General features: G+C 58.2%; 18 protein-coding genes and 2 tRNA genes. 7 read left to right on the forward strand and 13 right to left on the reverse strand.

The genetic code is table 11. The features are described from left to right. Positions 1–70 precede the first annotated feature (70 nt). From DCS96_RS06505 to DCS96_RS06515, 3 genes are all read right to left on the reverse strand, one after another. Positions 71–1,540: a sodium:solute symporter family protein gene (locus DCS96_RS06505; RefSeq protein ID WP_116473498.1), complete on the reverse strand. Its 1,470-nt coding sequence runs from the start codon at positions 1,538–1,540 to the stop codon at positions 71–73. Positions 1,541–1,887: 347 nt separating this feature from the next. Further along, entirely contained in the window at positions 1,888–3,099 is a 1,212-nt protein-coding gene (locus DCS96_RS06510) for a M24 family metallopeptidase (protein WP_116473499.1), read from the reverse strand. 292 nt (positions 3,100–3,391) lie between these two features. Beyond that, positions 3,392–3,952, reverse strand: coding sequence for an acyl-CoA thioesterase (locus DCS96_RS06515; RefSeq protein ID WP_116473500.1), 561 nt, complete (start codon positions 3,950–3,952; stop codon positions 3,392–3,394). A 187-nt stretch (positions 3,953–4,139) separates the two neighbouring features. On the opposite strand from DCS96_RS06515, the gene tyrR reads away from it, so the two are divergent. After that, complete coding sequence (gene tyrR, locus DCS96_RS06520) at positions 4,140–5,696, forward strand: transcriptional regulator TyrR (RefSeq protein WP_116473501.1); 1,557 nt, start codon at positions 4,140–4,142, stop codon at positions 5,694–5,696. On the opposite strand, the gene DCS96_RS06525 is transcribed toward tyrR, so the two are convergent. The 3 genes from DCS96_RS06525 to DCS96_RS06535 all read right to left on the reverse strand — a co-directional run bounded on the left by DCS96_RS06525 (position 5,656) and on the right by DCS96_RS06535 (position 7,432). Further along, a complete protein-coding gene (locus tag DCS96_RS06525) occupies positions 5,656–6,039 on the reverse strand; it encodes a diacylglycerol kinase (protein ID WP_116473502.1) in 384 nt (127 codons plus the stop codon). The two genes, tyrR and DCS96_RS06525, sit on opposite strands and share 41 nt — an antisense overlap. Then, positions 6,036–6,776, reverse strand: a complete 741-nt coding sequence (gene lpxH, locus DCS96_RS06530; protein WP_116473503.1) for a UDP-2,3-diacylglucosamine diphosphatase — start codon at positions 6,774–6,776, stop codon at positions 6,036–6,038. The genes DCS96_RS06525 and lpxH overlap by 4 nt, the downstream gene beginning before the upstream one ends. Positions 6,777–6,934: 158 nt before the next feature. After that, entirely contained in the window at positions 6,935–7,432 is a 498-nt protein-coding gene (locus DCS96_RS06535; RefSeq protein WP_116473504.1) for a peptidylprolyl isomerase, read from the reverse strand. Positions 7,433–7,579: 147 nt separating this feature from the next. Between DCS96_RS06535 and cysS the strand changes: the two genes are divergently transcribed. Beyond that, entirely contained in the window at positions 7,580–8,959 is a 1,380-nt protein-coding gene (gene cysS / locus DCS96_RS06540; protein ID WP_116473505.1) for a cysteine--tRNA ligase, read from the forward strand. A gap of 483 nt (positions 8,960–9,442) precedes the next feature. Then, the gene (locus tag DCS96_RS06545; protein WP_116473506.1) at positions 9,443–9,844 is read left to right on the forward strand and encodes a hypothetical protein; all 402 of its coding nucleotides are present in this window, start codon (positions 9,443–9,445) and stop codon (positions 9,842–9,844) included. Between the two features lie 32 nt (positions 9,845–9,876). On the opposite strand, the gene DCS96_RS06550 is transcribed toward DCS96_RS06545, so the two are convergent. Continuing rightward, on the reverse strand, positions 9,877–10,716 hold the full coding sequence (locus DCS96_RS06550) for an ion transporter (RefSeq protein ID WP_232818197.1): 840 nt from the start codon (positions 10,714–10,716) through the stop codon (positions 9,877–9,879). A 12-nt stretch (positions 10,717–10,728) separates the two neighbouring features. After that, positions 10,729–11,586: a bifunctional methylenetetrahydrofolate dehydrogenase/methenyltetrahydrofolate cyclohydrolase FolD gene (gene folD / locus DCS96_RS06555; protein WP_116473507.1), complete on the reverse strand. Its 858-nt coding sequence runs from the start codon at positions 11,584–11,586 to the stop codon at positions 10,729–10,731. Between the two features lie 180 nt (positions 11,587–11,766). Between folD and DCS96_RS06560 the strand changes: the two genes are divergently transcribed. Next, positions 11,767–11,843: transfer RNA gene (locus DCS96_RS06560), tRNA-Arg, on the forward strand. A 9-nt stretch (positions 11,844–11,852) separates the two neighbouring features. Beyond that, positions 11,853–11,928 (forward strand) — tRNA-His (locus DCS96_RS06565). A 32-nt stretch (positions 11,929–11,960) separates the two neighbouring features. Here the strand turns inward: DCS96_RS06565 and DCS96_RS06570 are convergent. From DCS96_RS06570 to pspA, 5 genes are read right to left on the reverse strand one after another with little or no spacing between them, the layout of a single operon-like run. Further along, entirely contained in the window at positions 11,961–12,959 is a 999-nt protein-coding gene (locus DCS96_RS06570; RefSeq protein ID WP_116473508.1) for a YcjF family protein, read from the reverse strand. Further along, on the reverse strand, positions 12,956–14,359 hold the full coding sequence (locus DCS96_RS06575) for a YcjX family GTP-binding protein (protein WP_116473509.1): 1,404 nt from the start codon (positions 14,357–14,359) through the stop codon (positions 12,956–12,958). Before DCS96_RS06575 ends, DCS96_RS06570 begins: the two co-directional genes overlap by 4 nt. Beyond that, positions 14,356–14,745, reverse strand: a complete 390-nt coding sequence (gene pspC / locus DCS96_RS06580; protein ID WP_116473510.1) for an envelope stress response membrane protein PspC — start codon at positions 14,743–14,745, stop codon at positions 14,356–14,358. Before pspC ends, DCS96_RS06575 begins: the two co-directional genes overlap by 4 nt. Further along, a complete protein-coding gene (gene pspB / locus DCS96_RS06585; RefSeq protein WP_116473511.1) occupies positions 14,730–14,963 on the reverse strand; it encodes an envelope stress response membrane protein PspB in 234 nt (77 codons plus the stop codon). The genes pspC and pspB overlap by 16 nt, the downstream gene beginning before the upstream one ends. After that, positions 14,963–15,628 carry a phage shock protein PspA gene (gene pspA / locus DCS96_RS06590; RefSeq protein WP_116473512.1) on the reverse strand — a complete coding sequence of 222 codons (666 nt, stop codon included), beginning with the start codon at positions 15,626–15,628 and terminating at the stop codon, positions 14,963–14,965. Before pspA ends, pspB begins: the two co-directional genes overlap by 1 nt. A gap of 352 nt (positions 15,629–15,980) precedes the next feature. Between pspA and pspF the strand changes: the two genes are divergently transcribed. Further along, positions 15,981–16,982, forward strand: a complete 1,002-nt coding sequence (gene pspF, locus DCS96_RS06595; RefSeq protein WP_116473513.1) for a phage shock protein operon transcriptional activator — start codon at positions 15,981–15,983, stop codon at positions 16,980–16,982. Between the two features lie 9 nt (positions 16,983–16,991). Beyond that, complete coding sequence (locus DCS96_RS06600) at positions 16,992–18,590, forward strand: ABC transporter substrate-binding protein (RefSeq protein ID WP_116473514.1); 1,599 nt, start codon at positions 16,992–16,994, stop codon at positions 18,588–18,590. The last annotated feature ends 26 nt before the right edge of the window (positions 18,591–18,616 follow it).

The following is an 18,616-nucleotide window of genomic DNA, read 5'->3' on the forward strand; positions in this document are numbered from 1 at the left end:
AGTCCGTCCCTGCTCCCACAATAAAAAGCCCGGACGAACCGGGCTAAAGACCATGACGCCGTTTTGATACTCAGTTTGTTCTGTATCGTCCTACCGGCTGGGCGGCGGTCGCGGAGGCGGTCAGCTTGCTGACGGCCACATAAACCACGGACGATGCCAGGCAGCCATAGAGGGGCCCTTCAACCCAGCCAACCTGGGTGAACAGCAGGAAACTGCCGCTGGTGACCAGACCGGTCAGCATGGCCGCCAGGGCGCCATAGCTGTTACCGCGCCAGAAGGAAGAAATAAACACCGGACCTATCATCACCGCCAGCAAGGTGCCCGAGCCCAGGATCCCCAGCCAGGACAGCATAAAGGGCGGTGCATAGAGCATCATCAGGAAACCGACCAGGCCCAGGATGGCGACCCAGCTGCGGTTGATCCACAGGATCCGACTATTGGACGCCTTGCTTTCGGGAAACAGGGCGGTTCTCAAATCGTGAGAGGCGGCGCTCGATACCGTATGCAGCAGGGAGTTGGCGGTCGACTTCATGGCGAACAGGATAAACAGGGTGATCACGCCGGCCAGGGCGGGATGCAGGAAGGTCGACAGATACACCGGCATCGCCTGATCCGGCTGGGCCAGCTCGGGATGCGCCACACGCACATACATGCCCACAATCGGTACCAGGCTCAGCAGGCAGCCCATGGGGGCGACCCAGATCGCCACCTGATGCATCTTGACCGTCGGCTTGAAGGCCAGGAAGCGCACCGCCATATAGGGCAATACAGCGGTAAACAGGAAGGCATAGGGCAGCACCAGGAACACGGATCCCTTGCTCTCCCCGTAGGGATCCGAGGTGGTCGGATTGAGCAGCTCGGGGTTGATGGCATTGAGTCGCTCGATAAGCTCGGACGGGCTGATATCGGTAAAGATCTGCACCATCATCACCAGGGCGCCGATGCCCATGCCGGACACCATCAGGGTATCGGTCCAGGCCACCGCCGCCAGTCCACCCAGCATGGTGTAGAGGATGATCACCGAAATCATCAGCAGGGCACTGTCGTTCAGGGAAATGCCGAGCCAGGAAGCCCCCAGCAAGCCGACCGCCTTGATCTGGCTGGTCAGAAACACCAGCAGCAGCACTATGGTAATGACCGCCGCCACGCCCTTGACCCAACGCGCCATCAGACCCTCACCATGCACCTGGGCCACGTATTCGGGAATGGTGCAGCTACCCAGCTCATCTGCCCGCTTACGCAGGAAGTTGGCAAAATAGAGCACGGCGATCACCATCGCCGGAGCAAAGAAGAAATTGCCCAACACTTCTATCGAGCCGAATTCATAGGCCACCCCGGGGGAGCCCATAAAGCCCCAGCCGCTGAAGCCGGTGGCCACTATGGTGCCCGCCCCAACAAAGGGACCCAGGCTCCGGCCGGCCACCAGGAAGCCGGCTGCATCGCTGTCCTTGATCGCCCGGCTGGATAGATAGCCGATCAGGATCAATATTCCGAATGAACCCAGCAACAGGGTCCAGTTTAACCATTCATAATTTTCCATGTTTAATCCTTGTCTCTGTCCTTGTTATGACGTTGCAGCTTTATCGGCGCAGGTATTCAACCGTCCGAGGCCTTTTTCATAAACTCGCGATAACAATAAACAAGTGCGGACCAGCCGATGATGGTGGCATTCAGATAGGTGAACCATTCCATGGTCCATGATTGAAATAACATAGCTTCTACCTCTTGGAGCAGTCCGTATAGCGACTGGTCTTTGTTTCCCTGAGTGCAGCTGCTTGTCCGGGCGCTCGCACGGACGCAGTGCGGCAATTAATATTCCGTCTAATTGCGCCGGCAACACTGTGCCGCTCTGTTAAAAAGCCCGCATGACTGCGGGCCTGGGGAGGGTTAACCTTTGATGATGTTGTACTCGGGACCGAAGGGGAAACGGGTGATGTTTTCCACGCCGCTGTCGCTGATCACCAGGATATCGTGCTCGCGATAGCCACCGGCGCCGGGCAGGCCTTCCGGCAGCATCAGCATCGGCTCCATGGACACCACCATGCCCGGCTCCAGTACGGTGTCGATGTCTTCGCGCAACTCCAGGCCGGCTTCGCGGCCGTAATAGTGGCTCAGGGTACCGAAGGAGTGGCCGTAACCGAAGGTGCGGTATTGCAGCACGTCGTGCTGGGCGAAGATCTCATTCAGCTCGGCGGCGATGTCGCTGCAGCGGTTGCCGGCCTTGATCAACTCCAGGCCACGGCGGTGCACCTTGCAGTTGATTTCCCACAGTTCCAGGTGGCGGTCGGAGACATGTTCGCTGAACAGGGTCCGCTCCAGGGCGGTGTAGTAGCCGCCGATCATCGGAAAGGTGTTCAGGCTGAGGATATCACCGGCTTCAATCTTGCGGCTGGTGACCGGGTTGTGGGCACCGTCGGTATTGATGCCGGACTGGAACCAGACCCAAGTGTCCATCAGCTCGCCATGGGGGAAGGTACGGGCAATCTCGCGCACCATGGCCTGGGTGCCCGCCAGCGCCACCTCGTATTCGGGCACGCCGACCGCGATGGCGTCGCGGATGGCGGCGCCGCCCACATCGGCCACCCGGGCCCCCTGCTTGATAAGCGCAATTTCTTCCGCCGACTTGATCATGCGCATCTTCATGGTGGGCACGCCGATATCGACGAACTCGGCATCCGGCAGCGCCGCCTTCAGCTTGTCCAGGTTCTGCAGGCTCAGGTGGTCAAACTCCACACCCACGCGCTTGGCGCCGCCGATAAGCTGTTGCACCGCGCGGAAGAAGTTGTCCTTCTGCCAGTCGGTATAGACCAGGTTGTCACCCAGGGCATTGCGGCGGTAGGGCTGGCCACCGTCGATGTTGGCGGTGATGGTGGTATGGATATCCTGGGTCACCGCCAGGCCATAGTCCCGACCGAAGCGGCAGTAGACGAAGTCGCTGAAGTAGTTGATGTTGTGATAGGAAGTAAAGAGCACCGCGTCCACGTCGTTGGCGGCCATGTAGCTGCGCAGTTTGGACTGGCGGGAGGCCATTTCTTCTTTGGTAAACATACCTTGTACTTTGTCGCCATTGGGAATGGTCAGGGTCTGTGGCATTTGCATCGTAACACTCCTTCCTTGTTGAGACTGGATCAATGCGTCCGGTTGAAACCGTCGTCCGGATTAACGCATGACCCTGATGCTAGCCCCGGCCACCTCATAATAAAAATGAATACTTTAAATAATATCATTAACTATGTTAATGCCATGTGTCTGCGCAAGGGGGCCGAAGCAGCAGAAATCACATGGCCGGATACCCCTCATCGGGAACAGTCATATCAACTGGATATTCAAGAGGAAGGCAAGAACGGCCCCATGCGGATGCACGGGGCCGGATAGAAGGGAAATCGGGGGATCAGCCTCGGGCAATTTGGCAGTTTTCGCCTTCGAGCATGCGTATCTCCTGGGCAAAATCGATCGCCTGCCTGGCCTCGGTCATTTCCCGTCTGTGGTTGCGGTTCAGCTTCTTGCGCAGTTTGCCGACGGCGAAACGCTTGATCTCCTGATCATCTTCGAGGATCAGGCCGGGCACCGGCACGGGTTTGCGGGTAATTTCATCTACCGCCACCATGGTGAAATAAGAGGTGTTGGTATGCTTGACGATGCCGTTCTTGAAGTCTTCCGACACGACCTTGATGCCCACTTCCATCGAGCTGGTACCCACATAATTGACCGAGGCATAAAGGGTCAGCAACTCACCCACTTCCACCGGGTTGACAAAGTCCACCGAGTCGACCGAGGCGGTCACGCAATAGGCCTTGGCATGAGATGCAGCACAGGTATAGGCAATCTTGTCCATCAGTGACAGGATCACGCCGCCATGCACCTTGCCACCGAAGTTGGCGTAGGAAGGCACCATCAGTTCTTTCAGGATAACTTGGGAAGACTTGACTGTTCTGAAGCTCGGCTCGTTCATGGTTTTCTGATATTCACTCTATTTTATGGGCGTTGGTGACTCAAATTGCACCCAAAGGCGCTATTTAAACAATTTGTGATTAGAATGTATGACTTTTTCGCTTTCTGCAAACGGTTAGTGACAACGGACTCGAATCACTTGCTTCTGTAAGGTATTATTTACACTTTGCATTACCGAGACAGGATAAATGCGTTTAAAGGTAAATTGTGAAGATCGCCTGGGCCTGACCCGTGAGCTGCTCGATATTCTGCTGGAGCACCAGATAGATCTGCGTGGCATAGAAATCGATATCAGCGGCATCATCTACCTCAACTTTCCTACCCTCGATTTCGCTACCCTGCAGCATCTGATGCCGGCCATCCGCCGTATTCCCGGGGTACATGACGTCAAGACCATTCCCTGCATGCCTTCGGAGCGGGAGCACAACGCCATCTTGGCATTGCTCACCGCCCTGCCCGATGCGGTGGTGGCAGTGGATACCCTGGGCCGCATTACCCTGGCCAATGATGCAGCCTGCAGCCTGCTGGCAGAGAGCCAGGCAAACCTGCAGCACCAACACCTGGGGCCCAGACTGAAGGGGGTGCACGTCACCCGCTGGCTGGAGCAGGCCAACCCCAAGCCGCTCAGTGAAAAAGTGGTGATGGCCGATGAACCCTACCTGGCCGACTTTCTGCCTATCTGGGTTACCGACGAAAGCGGCGAGCAGAGCCTGGCCGGCGCCGTGGTGGTGTTCAAATCGGCCCACCGGGTGGGTCAGCACTTCAAGGTCATGCGCAGCAAGGAAAGTCCGCATTTTGACGGCTTCATCAATCAGAGTCCGGCCATGGCCCAATTACTCAAGGAAGCCCGCCGGCTTGCCACCCTGGATGCTCCCTTGTTGATCCAGGGAGAAACCGGCACCGGCAAGGAACGGCTGGCCCGGGCTTGCCACGCCGCCAGCCTGCGCGGTGAAGGGCCCTTTATCCTGCTCAACTGCGCCGCTATTCCCGACGAGGCCGCCGAAAACGAACTGTTCGGCTATGGACCCGGCGCCTTTGGCCATAACCGGGATCGCAAGCACGGGGTGCTGGAACAGGCTAACGGCGGCACCCTGGTGCTGGACGAAATTGGCGAGATGTCGCCGCTGTTGCAGCTCAAATTCTTGCGGGTGTTGCAGGACGGGGTGTTCCGCCGCCTCGGCGACGAGCTCGAAGTCAAGGTGGACATCCGGGTGATTTGCACCAGCCAGCAGGATCTGGCAGCCCTGGTGCAGCAGGGTCAGTTCCGCCAGGATCTGTTTTACCGGCTGAATGTACTGAACCTGCGCCTCCCCCCCCTGCGGGAACGGCAGAAGGATATTTTACCGCTGAGCCTGCATTTTTGCGGTCAGTTCGCCGCCGAGCTGGAACGCCCCCGCCCTAGGCTGGCAAAGCAGCTGGCCGACTACCTGTGCCATTACCCCTGGCCGGGCAATGTGCGCCAGCTCAGACACAGCCTGTACCGCGCCATCAGCCTGCTGGAGGGCGACGAGCTCACCCTGGCCCACCTGGCGCTTCCCGAGCAGGCCGGTTTGCCGGAACTGGACGCCCTGTGCGATGGCTCGCTCGAAGAGGCGGTCAAGGGATTCGAGCGCATGCTGCTGGAACGCTTGTACCCCCAGCATCCCTCCAGCCGACAGCTGGCCAAGCGGCTCGGTATTTCCCATACTGCCATCGCCAACAAGCTCAGGGAGTATGGGATCGGGAAACATAGTCGACCAAAATAATCCCCCATGCCAGCACCAACAACAGCATGGACAGCAGCACCGCCGCCGAGCCCATGTCCTTGGCTCGGCCGGCCAGCTCATGGTGCTCATGGCCGATGCGATCCACCACCGCCTCAACGGCGGAGTTGAGCAGCTCCACGATCAACACCAGCAGCAGGCTGCCGATCAGGATGACCTTTTCAACCGCCGTCACATCCCAGAACAGCGCCACCGGCAGCAACAGCAACACCAGTAGGCACTCCTGGCGAAACGCCGCCTCATGCTGAAAGGCGCTTTTGATACCCTGCCAGGAATAGCCGATGGCGGATACGATGCGGCCGAGTCCGGTCTTTCCTGGTTTCATGCTTGCTCCTCAAAGGCGCGAGTCTGCAACTCCACCCCGGTCGGGGTCACTTCCAGCACGCTGCCCTGGGTATACCAGTCACCGAGTACGATGCGCCGGGCGGCCTTGCCGTCGAGGGTCAGTTGATGGATTGCAGGCCTGTGGGTATGACCATGGATCAGCAGCTCAACATGATATTGGGCCATCTGCCGTTCCACCTCCAGCTGGGTCACGTCCATCAGACTCATGGATTTGGCCTGGTTGGCATTCTGGCTGGTATTGCGCATGCAGTCGGCAACCTTGAGACGCCAGCTCAGGGGCAGACGCCGGAACAGCCACTGCAGCCAGGGCCAGTGAGTGATGCGCCGAAAACGTTGATAGTCCCGGTCGTCTATACAGAGGGTATCACCGTGCATCACAAGCGCGGGCTTGCCGTATAGCTCGACCACGGAATGCTCGGGCAGCAAGGTGACGCCGGCCCGACCGGCAAACTCCCGGCCCAGCAGGAAGTCCCGGTTGCCATGCACGAAATAGATGGGCGTACCTTGCTCCACACAGGCCCGGCAAGCCTCGGAAACACTGGTGTGCAGCGGGTTAGGCTCATCGTCGCCAATCCAGAATTCAAACAGATCGCCCAGTATGTAAAGGGCATCGGCTCGGGGAGCTTCCTCGGCCATAAAGCGCAGGAAGGCGGCGGTAATATCCGGCCGGGCCTGGCTCAGGTGAAGATCGGCGATAAACAGGGTTGCCGGTGTCAAGGGAATGGGACCTATTGCTTATGGACGGAAAGACTGAGCATTCAGAACAGACTGGCCAGGGAAGGATACGGTGCTGACCTGTTACGCAAGTCGGTACGCTGTATTTTCCCTGGCCAGATTGCGGAGTATCAGAACCGATACTCCTCGGCGATCAGCTCTTATTCGCTAACGGTCACGCCGGTGATCAGTACATCGTCAACCGGTACATCCTGATGCATATGGCCGCGAGTGCCGGTGGCCACGCCCTTGATCTTGTTGACCACATCCATGCCATCGGTCACTTCGCCGAACACGCAGTAGCCGTAGCCCTGGGCATTGGCGGCCTTGAAGTTCAGGAAGTCATTGTCGTTGACGTTGATAAAGAACTGGGCGGTCGCTGAATGGGGCTCCATGGTGCGGGCCATGGCAATGGTGCCGACCTTGTTGGACAGACCGTTGTTCGCTTCGTTCTTGACCGGCGCACGGGTCTGTTTTTCTTCGAAGTTGGGGCCATAGCCACCGCCCTGGATCATAAAGCCGTCGATCACCCGGTGGAACAGGGTGTTGGCATAGTGGCCGTCGCGGCAGTATTGCAGGAAGTTGGCAACGGTTTCCGGCGCCTTGTCGGCAAACAGCGTCAGGGTGATATCGCCGTAAGTAGTGTGCAGTGTGACCATAATGAATTACCCGAAAATAAAAATCAGAGCCTGATTCTAGCCTATGCACCCCCTTTAACAAAACCCTGTCGTGCCAAGGCTTGCACCCGGCCTCCAATGAAGGTTCAATACGCACAGGCTCACACTCATTATCAAGACATAGACACCATGCTGAAAATTTACAACACCCTGACGCGACAAAAAGAAACCTTCAAACCCCTGACAGACGGCAAAGTCGGCATGTATGTGTGTGGTGTCACCATTTATGATCTCTGTCATATCGGTCATGGCCGCACCTTTGTGGCCTTCGACGTGGTCACCCGTTATCTGCGCTACCTCGGTTATGATCTTAATTTTGTACGCAACATCACCGATATTGACGACAAAATCATCAAAAGAGCCGCTGAAAACGGCGAATCCTGCGATGCCCTGACCGAACGACTGACGGCTGAGATGTACCGGGATTTCGATGCCCTGCATATTGCCCGCCCCGATCTGGAGCCCAAGGCCACCCAGCATATTCCCGACATTATCGCCATGGTAGAAACCCTGATCAAAGACGGCCATGCCTATATTGCCGACAATGGTGACGTACTGTTCGAGGTCAGCAGTTTCGCTGACTACGGCCGCCTGTCCGGTCAGAACCTGGAGCAACTGCAGGCCGGTGCCCGGGTTGAGGTGGAACAGTCCAAGCGAAATCCGCTGGACTTTGTGTTATGGAAACAGTCCAAGCCCGGCGAGCCGTCCTGGCCGTCACCCTGGGGGGCGGGACGTCCCGGCTGGCATATCGAATGTTCGGCCATGAACGGCAAGCATCTTGGCAAGCATTTTGACATCCATGGCGGTGGCTCCGACCTGCAGTTCCCCCATCACGAAAACGAAATTGCCCAGAGCTGCTGTGCCAATCACAGCCCTTACGTCAACACCTGGATGCATTCGGGTATGGTCATGGTCGATAAGGAAAAGATGTCCAAGTCCCTGGGCAATTTCTTCACCATCCGCGATGTACTGGGGCACTATGACGGCGAAACCATCCGTTATTTCCTGCTGTCCGGCCACTACCGCAGCCAGCTGAACTACTCCGACGACAACCTGAACAAGGCGCGCACGGCCCTGGAACGCTTCTATACCGCCCTGCGTGACCTGCCGGTGGTCGATGCCCGGGGCGGTGAGCAATTTGTGGCGCGCTTCAAGGATGCCATGGACGATGACTTCAATACCCCCGAGGCCTACTCGGTGCTGTTTGATCTGGCACGGGAGATCAACCGGCTGAAATCAACGGATCAGGCCCAGGCGGCCGGCCTGGCCGGGCGTCTGCGTGAACTGGCCGGGGTGCTGGGACTGCTGTACCAGGATCCGGAAGCCTTCTTGCGCGGTGATAACGGCAGCGATGATGAAGTCGCCGAAATCGAAGGCCTGATCCAGGCTCGCCTGGACGCCCGCAAGGCCAAAGACTGGGCCGCCGCCGACGCCGCCCGGGATCGGCTCAACCAGATGGGGATCGAGCTGGAAGACGGCCCCGAAGGCACCCGCTGGCGTCGCAAATAATAAATAACTGATACAAATACCGCTACATTTCGAGAGAGCAGTCAGGATTCGATAAGCAGACCCTCCGCGCCAAGGCCGGAAAATGCTCCCTTCCATTCCGGCATTCCCGCCATCCATGGCGGTCAGTGACGCGGCGGAGCACCCTGGGATGGGTTTATGGCGAGTCTGCGTTCGAGCCTGATTTCTGTAGCACAATGAGGAACAGTTATTTATACGCTGATAACAACAAGGGGCGGTCGGCCCCTTTTTTGTTCAGGCAATGACAGGGTTAGACATATCTTTCATGGAAAAGCCCTATTTCATCACGTCAGGATGCTTCGCAAAATCTTATTATTATCTGATTTTAAAAGATAAAATATTAAAAGACTTATTTTTACCCACCATACTCCCCCTGTATTTTTATTCCCGCCTGGGCTATTACTGATAGAGGTTAATCTCAATAAACGATGGCCATGCCGTTACGGTACCATTTAAGGAGTTTGTATGAACACGTCATTGCTTAAAGCCCTGCTGTTTTCTTCTGTCGCCGCCTTTGGCCTGGCGGCTTGTGACAACAAAGGCCCTGCCGAACAAGCCGGTGAGCAGATTGATGAGACGGTCGAAGCCGTACAGGAACAAGGCGAGCAAATGGCCGATGAGGCTCAGGAGAGCATGGGTGTTGAAGAGCAAGGCACCATGGAAGAAATGGGTGAAAGTATGGACCAGGCCGTAGAGAATATGCAGGAGCAGGCCGGTGACGCCATGGACGTGATAGAAGAAAAAGCCGGCGAGACCATGGATGCTGCAAAAGAGCAATCGGCAGAAATGAAACAGTCAATGGATGAAGTTGCCGAGGAAGCCGAACAACGGCTGGATGAGATCATGGAAGAAACCACTGAACAATAATCGGCATTAAAACAAAGGGAGCCTCGGCTCCCTTATTTGTTTTCCTGTTTGTCCTGGTCGGGATCTTCCATTGCTCCGCCACAATATTTGCAGAAGCTGGCGTCCCTGTCGTGTCCACTCCGGTCGCATTGGGGACAATGGCGGAAGTCATACTCGCGGCGGATTTCACGCCCCAGCTCGGCGGTAATGATCCCGGTCGGCACCGCAATAATCGCATAGCCCATCAGCATGGTAATGGCGGCAATCCCCTGACCCAACGGCGTTTGCGGGGTAATATCCCCAAAGCCCACCGTGGTGATGGTCACGATAGCCCAGTAAATACTAATCGGAATACTGGTAAAGCCGTTTTCCGGCCCTTCCACCATATAAAGCAGAGAACCAAACAGGGTGACCAGGGTAAACAAGGCGCTGAAAAACACCAGTATCTTGCGCCGACTCTGGTTAAGGGAACGCATCAGCACCTGGGCTTCACTGACGTAGCGCATCAGCTTCAGGATGCGGAAAATACGCAGTACCCGCAACAGCCGCACCACCATCAGGTAGCTGGCCCCCGGCATCAGCAGCATCAGGTAGGAAGGCAGCACCGCCAATAAGTCGATGATACCGTAAAAGCTTTTGATATAGGCTGGCCGGTTCTGCGAACAATAGATTCGCACCCCGTATTCAAAGGTAAACAGCAGGGTAAAAAACCATTCCAGGGAAGACAGTAACAGCCCGTATTTTTCCCGGATCCAGCCAATCGAATCGAGAAACAACACCCCTATGGACAGCAGTATGGTGACAATCAGCAGAAGATCGAAGCGACGGCCCGCCGGAGTTTCGGTTCCAAATATAACGGTATAAAGCACATCCTTGTCGGGCCATCGCATCATGCCTGATCCTGTTTAGTTGTCGTGGTACCGTTCACAGGCGATCAGGGTGTTTTCAATCAGGGAAGCCACCGTCATGGGACCCACACCACCGGGAACAGGAGTAATATAAGAAGCCCGCTCGGCGGCTACCGCATATTCCACATCCCCCACCAGTCGGCCATCGTCCAGGCGATTGATCCCCACATCAATCACCACGGCACCGGGCTTGATCCAGTCACCGGGAATAAAATTGGGCTTGCCGACCGCCACCACCAACAGATCGGCCTGAGCAACCTTGCCTTGCAGATCTTCGGTAAAGCGGTGACAGGTGGTCGTCGTGCAACCGGCCAGCAACAGTTCCAGGGTCATGGGGCGTCCTACGATATTGGACGCACCCACCACCACCGCATTCAAGCCATGGGTCTTGATATGGCTGCGTTCGATCAGGGTGATAATGCCCTTGGGCGTACAGGGACGCAGGGCCGGAATGCGCTGAGCCAGGCGGCCGACATTGTAGGGATGAAAACCGTCCACATCCTTGTGGGGATGGATGGACTCGACAATCAGGGTACTGTCGATATGGGACGGCAACGGCAACTGGACCAGGATGCCGTCGATCGTCGCGTCCTGGTTCAGCTCATCGATCAGAGTCAGCAGCTGTTGCTGGGTGGTTTCCTCGGGCAGATCGAAAGACTTGGACACGAAGCCCACTTCTTCACAGGCCCGGCGCTTGCTACCCACATATACCTGAGAGGCAGGGTTGGCTCCCACCAGGATTACTGCAAGGCCCGGTGCCCGCTTTCCCTGGTTCACCCGTTCAGCAACCCGGTCGGCCACCTGCTTACGTACCGCTTGCGCAATCGCTTTTCCGTCGATTATTTGAGCTGACATCTGCGTTAATTCTCACCTTGATAAACCTGCGCGGATTGTCGCATTTTTTCGAGCCCTTGATAAGCTGGGCGCCCGGTGTTTAATTACCGTTTAATCCCTGGGCGGGCCGCTCCCGGTTCGGGATAAAGCCGTTGACCCCATAGCATCAAATCGGTATTATCCCGCCCCGTTACAAGAAAAGCGCCCTTAGCTCAGTCGGATAGAGCATCCGCCTTCTAAGCGGATGGTCGCAGGTTCGAATCCTGCAGGGCGCGCCATTTTCTGTGGTGACCGTAGCTCAGTTGGTAGAGTCCCGGATTGTGATTCCGGTTGTCGCGGGTTCGAGCCCCGTCGGTCACCCCAATATCTCCCCTGTTAAGCTCCTTGTTGGCTATCTATTCCCTGTTACCGGTCAGCATCCTGCTCACCTTGTCGAGTAACGCCTTGCGGATACCGCCCAGCTGTTTTTTCTCGTCTCCCTGCCAGGGTATGGGGCGACACAGATCCATGGCCTGCAGTCCCAGGCGAGCGGTCAGCAAACCGGCACCCACCCCCTGCCCGGCCCGGGCTGACAGCCGCCCCGCCAGCTCCAGGCCCAGCAGATCCATGCCCATATCGACCGCCGCCTCGCTCACCCCCACATAGAGCATATGATGCAACACCTGGCGGATCAGCCGCAGCCGGCTCCAATAGCCCAGGCGAATGCCGTAACAATGGGTAATATCTTCAATCATCTTCAGGTTACGCCACAGCACCAGCAGCATATCCACCACCGCCAGCGGGCTGGCAGCCACCATCACCGCCGCCTCACCGGACCACTTCAGTACCCGGCTGCGGGCCTGCCGGTCCTGCACGCTCAGCACCTGACGGCTGTACAGGGTCAGTACCTCCACATCCAGCTCATGCTCGGTCAGGCCCGCCTGCCAGCCCTGATAGGCATCGGTATTGTTCAGGCCCGTCTCCCGGGCCAGCTGCTCACAAAAGGTCCGCGCCCGGCCAGATCCCTGTTGCTGCAGCAGCTGCTCGGCCCGAGCCCGGTGCCGAGATACCCGGGCCAGTCGCCGCAACAGCCGCAGCTCCCGCACCACAGATCCCAGAGCCGCCATGGCCAGCAGACCCAACGCCAGGCTCCATGCTGCCCCCAGCCACTGATTTTGCTGCCAGGTCTGCCACAGACCGATGGCGGAATGGAGCACCAGCAATCCCAACGTCAAACCGAAGCCTGACCACCACAGCAGGTAACGACGCCCGGGCCTCAGATCACTTGGCGGCACCACCTCGGCATCATCTACCCGGATAAAATCATCGGCGCTGAAATCTCGGCCCGGCCGGATGGGATCGGGCGCCGGGTCATCCAGGGAGGAATCCAGCATTACCTTGCCTTTTAGTTTCACAATAATTTGTCTCCCAGTAAAAACGCCAGCGCCTGATCCAGGCGCAGATGAGGCAGGGGCACCTCCTTATGCCAGTCCGGCGGGGCAAATTCGGTAAAATCGAAGCCTTGTTGCCGCCAGAATTCCGGACCAGGCAGATGTTCCGGCACGTCTCCGGGATACAGGGTGACCGGCTCGCCGTCGGCCAGGCGTACCCCCTGCAAGGCGGGCAGCTGTTCCCCCTGATAGGCCACCTGACCCGAGCGGGTGGCCTTGACCGCCGCCAGCGCCAGGGTGTGGATATCGATGCCGGCGAGGCGCGCATGCTTATGCCCGCCCTTAACCAGGGTTTCCAGCAACCGACTCAGCTTGCCATGTTGCTCCGGCGTCAGGTGATCCGCCTTGGTGGCGGCAAACAGCAGCTTGTCGATCCGTGGCGAGAACAGCCGGTGCCACCAGCGACTCTTGCCATACTGGAAGCTCAACAGGATGGCGGTCAGCGCCCTTTTCAAATCGTCGAAGCTGGCGGCCCCCTGGTTGAGGGGAGTTAGACAGTCCACCAGCACTATCTGACGATCGAAACCGGCAAAATATTCCCGGTAGAAGCCCTGCACCAGATACTTTTTATAATGCTCGAAGCGGGCGGCCATCATGCCGTAGTGATGACCTTCGTTAAGACCATCGGGCACCTCCCCCCAGATCCAGGGCACAAACTGCAGCATGGGCGCCCCCTGGTATTCCCCCGGCAACACGAAGCGACCGGGCTGGACCAGATAGGCACCCGCTTGCTGCTTGATGGCGTGCAACCAACGGGTATAGGACTCGGCCAGCGGAGCGATGCGCGTGTCATCGGCCGGGCTGTCGGGCGCGATATCCGCTCCCAGCCGCCGCCACTCCTCGGCCAGCCCGCCGAGGGCCGTTTCATTCACCAATGCCTGTTGCTGCCGGCTCCACTGGGCATAGCTTTGAGACAACAGCGGCAGATCCAGCAGCCATTCTCCCGGGTAGTCGACAATTTCCAGATAGAGGGTGGCGCTGTCATTGAGTTGACGCTTAAACCGGCTCCTGGGCCGGTATTTGATGGCCAGGGTAATTTCGCTGATGCCCTTGGTCGGTTCGGGCCAGCGGGGCGGCGCGGCCGACAGCTGACTCAGCGCCGCCTCATAGCCGAAGGCAGGGATATGGTGATGCCGTTGAGGCACCCGCTTGATACCCAGCAGCCGCCCTTCGGCCGCCGGCTCCCAGTGTGGCAGCCGGGCATCAAGGCCGGCGTGTTCCAGCTGGTTGACCAGGCTGGTAATAAACGCGGTTTTACCGCTGCGGCTCAGGCCGGTCACCGCCAGACGCAGACGCTGATCCAGTCCACGCTGCACCCAGGCCCCCGCCTTGTGCCGCCACTGCTCGAGTGTTGCCTTGCTCATTTACCCTCGCGTAGGTCGTTAAACTCCCGGCGCAGCCTGAACTCCGGCGACACCACCAGCTGCTCCAGCTCGGCGACCCGGCCGTTGAGGGCCCGCAGTTTCTGCTCCAGTGTCTGTAGCGCCTCCTGGGGAGACAGGCCGGATTGCCAGCCGGTGGTTTTGATGTGTGCCGGTGAAGACTCGGCCTCGTCGGGCATTGTGTCCAGCAGCAACCAGGCGGCGATATAGGCCACCAGGGTCAGGAAGCTGGCAAAAACAAGCCCGGTCAAGGCAAAGATACGCACCAGCCAGGGTTCAACACCCAGCTTATGAGCAATACCGGCGCAGACGCCACCCAGCCTGCCGTTTTTTTTATCGCGATAGAGGTTGATCAGGGTCGACGCCATCCGGGCACCTCCGCATCCAGCAACCGTTCCAGGGTTTCTATGCGCTGACCGAGTCGGTCGGCCTCGGTCAGGGCCTGCTCCAGGCGCTGGCGGGCTGACTCATCAAGCCCCTCTCCCAGCCGCCGCTTGCTGCGGTAATGCAGCACCAGCCAGATGGGCACCACCAGAAACAGAAAGATATTTAACGGGGCCACCAGGGCCCAGGCCAGTTCCGACATCAGCTATCCTCACCCTTGTTCATCTTGGCTTTTAATTTGGCCAGTTCCTTGTTAATGGCGTCATCCACCTCCAGTTCGGCAAAGGCCTGATCCAGGCCCCTGCTCTGGCTGTAGAGATCGGCCTTGGCCTCCAACTCGTCGATCTTGCGCTCCATGTGATCGAATTTATCGATGGCCGACTGGCTTTCGCTGCGGCGCATCTGCTCCTGCACCTTGATTCTGCTCTGGGCGCTGCGTTCACGCAGCTGCATGGCCTGCTGACGGGCACGGGCGTCGGCCAGCTTGGCCTCGAGTGCACTGATGGCCTCGGCCAGCTTGTCCATGCCCTCTTCCACCGCCCGCTGTTCCTGTTCGAGGGCCTTGAGCAGCCCTGCCTGTTTGCTTTTCTCCAGCAAGGCGGCCCGAGCCAGATCCTCGCGTCCCTTGTTCAAGGCCAGTTCGGCTTTGTTCTGCCATTCATCCAGCCGTTCCTGATGGCGCTCGGTCTGACGCAACAGATCTTTTTTCTCGGCCAGAAAACGGGCCAGGTTGGAACGCTCGCGCACCAGCTCATCTTCCATCTCCTGGATGATCAGGCGCACCATCTTGGGCGGATCTTCGGCCTTGTCCAATAGGGTATTCAGGTTGGCATTAATAATATCGGCCAGGCGTGAAAAGATACTCATCATCGTCTCCTGTTTCGGGTCTAGCTAAAATACGATTCCAGAATAGGACGACCGTCTGTAGACAGCAGTAAGGATCCGAGAAGCAGGCCGTCTGCGCCAGGGATGGCGCTGCCGAGCACCATCGAAGGGTTTACGGCGAGCCTGCGTTCGAACCTTACTGCTGTAGCACAGCTCGAAACACCTATTCATCGGTGTTGCTTACCCTTATCCATAGTCAAGTTATATGCCAACTGTTCAGGTAACACTAATTCATTGATATTAAAAAATAAAAATAGTTTATATCGAGGTTAGCGGTTGGCGGTCATAAACAAAAAGACTAATATTTGGTAAATTTCACCAACTTTATTCCTCAATGACAGACAATGAGCTGATCGGTCAGTCCAACAGCCTGCTGGCCGCCCTGGAACAGGTCTCGCGGCTGGCGCCGCTCGATAAACCGGCGCTGCTGGTGGGTGAGCGCGGCACCGGCAAGGAGCTGATCGCCCATCGCCTGCATTACCTGTCACCCCGCTGGCAACAACCGTTTGTCGCCATCAACTGCGCCACCCTGGCGGAAAGCCTGCTGGAAAGCGAGCTGTTCGGCTATGACCCCGGTGCCTTTACCGGCGCCCAGAAGCGCCATCAGGGCCGCTTCGAGCGTGCCGATGGCGGTACCCTGTTCCTCGATGAGCTGGCCACCACCAGCAGTCGGGTACAGGAAAAGCTGTTAAGGGTCATCGAGTATGGAGAGTTTGAGCGGGTTGGTGGCAGCCGCTCCATCCGGGTCAATGTACGCCTGATCTGCGCCACCAACCAGGATCTGCCGGCCCTGGTCGCGCGCGGGGATTTCCGGCCCGATCTACTTGATAGGCTGGCCTTTGATGTGGTTACATTGCCGCCCTTGCGCGCCCGGGAGCATGACATACTGCACCTGGCCGAGCACTTTGCCATCAAGATGTGTGCCGAGCTGGGCTGGTCGCTGTTTGCCGGTTTCAGCGCCGAAGTACGCCGACAGTTACTGACCCATGACTGGCCGGGCAATGTGCGGGAACTGAAAAATGTGGTGGAGCGCAGCCTGTACCGCCAGGGCAGTCCCGATCAGCCCCTGGCCAGCCTGTGCCTGGATCCTTTTGCCTCGCCCTGGCGACCAACCACCGACAACATGCCGGCCCCGGTAAACGAGCTCCGTTTACCGACCGATCTCAAGGCGCAGCTGGCCGGGCAGGAAGTGGCATTTATTAAGGCGGCCCTGGTCCAGGCCCGGTATAATCAGCGGCAGGCGGCGGAGTTGCTGGGCCTGAGTTATCACCAGTTGCGCGGCCTGTTACGTAAATACTCCACCCGCCTGCCGTCGGGCGAAGGATCTGAAGATTAAGGACTCACCATGCGTTCATGGCTTCACTGCCTGCTGCTGACTATCCTGCTAAGCGGTTGTGATACAAGCAACACCCAGTTGGCACAACAGAGCCTGCTCTACTGTGCCGAGGGCGCCCCGCTGACCTTTAATCCCCAGCTGGTCACCTCGAGTGTCACCCTGGACGCAACCGCCCACCAGCTGTATGACAGGTTGTTGGACCTGGATCTGGACAGCCTGCAGCCGATTCCGGCACTGGCCAGTGCCTGGCAACGCAGTCCGGATGGGCTGAGCTATCGCTTCACCCTGCGCCAGGACGTCGCCTTTCATCAGACCGACTGGTTCAGCCCGAGCCGCAAGCTGACCGCCGAAGATGTACTCTTTAGCTTCCGCCGCCTGACTGACCCGCATCACCCCTACCATGACACAGGCGGGGGGTATCCCTACTTCAACAGCATCGGCCTGGCGGATCTTATCAAGGAGGTACGGGCGGACGGCGACTATCAGGTGGTATTCGAGCTGAACCACCCCGATGCCTCCTTCCTGACCTATCTGGCCACCGATTATGCGGTGATACTGTCGGCAGAATATGGTCAACATCTGCTTGACCTGGGCACACCCGAGCAACTGGATCAGCAACCGGTGGGCTCGGGCCCGTTCAAGCTCAGCCAATACCGTACCGACGAGTATATCCGCTACCTGCGCCATCCCGACTACTGGCAGGGCAGCCCCCGGCTGGAACAGCTGGTGTTTGACATCACTCCCCAGTCTTCCAAACGGCTGGCCAAGTTGTTAACCGGAGAATGTGACGTGATGGCCTACCCGGGAGCCAGCCAGTTGCCGGTGATCAAGGCAGATCCCGCATTACGGCTCAACCAGGAAACCAGCATGAATGTGGCCTTGCTGAGCCTGAATACCGAAAAGCCGCCCTTTAATGATATCCGGGTTCGCAAGGCCATCAATCTGGCCTTGTCCCGACAGGATATACTGCATGCGGTGTATTTTGATGTGGGTTCCATGGCCGAAGCCGTCTTGCCCCCCGTATCCTGGGGCAATCACCCCAACCTGCTGGCACCGATACCGGATCTGTCTCGGGCCCAGTGGTTACTGGAGCAGGCAGGCCTGGCCGAAGGCTTTGACATGGAGCTATGGGTGTCGGCCGCCGCCCATTCCTTCAATCCCGATGGAGTCAAGACCGGCCAGCTGATCCAGCGCCAGCTAAGCGAGCTGGGTATCCAGGTCAGGCTGGTGCCCCTGGAAGAGCAGGTGATGCGCAACCGGCTGGCCGAGGGGGATCAGGATGCTGTGCTGACCGGCTGGGACGCGGACTCACCGGATCCGGACAACATGCTGCGTAACCTGTTGAGTTGTCAGGCCATTGCAGCCGGCACCAATACCAGCCGCTGGTGTCAGCCGATATTTGAACAACACCTGGATCTGGCGCTGCAAACCCCGCTACTGGCCGAGCGGGTACGGTTTTATCAGCTGGCCCAGCAATTGGTGCACCAGGAGGTCCCCGTGATCCCGCTGATCCACAGCCTGAAACTGCAGGCCTATCGCCGGCAGGTACAGGATTTGCGCCTACCTCCCTTCGGGGGCGTAGATTTCCACCAGGTTCATAAGGAATAACCATGCGCAGCCCATCAACCCAGAAG

The sequence above is a fragment of the Zobellella maritima genome (assembly GCF_003075035.1).
GTDB classification, from domain to species: Bacteria; Pseudomonadota; Gammaproteobacteria; order Enterobacterales; family Aeromonadaceae; genus Oceanimonas; species Oceanimonas maritima.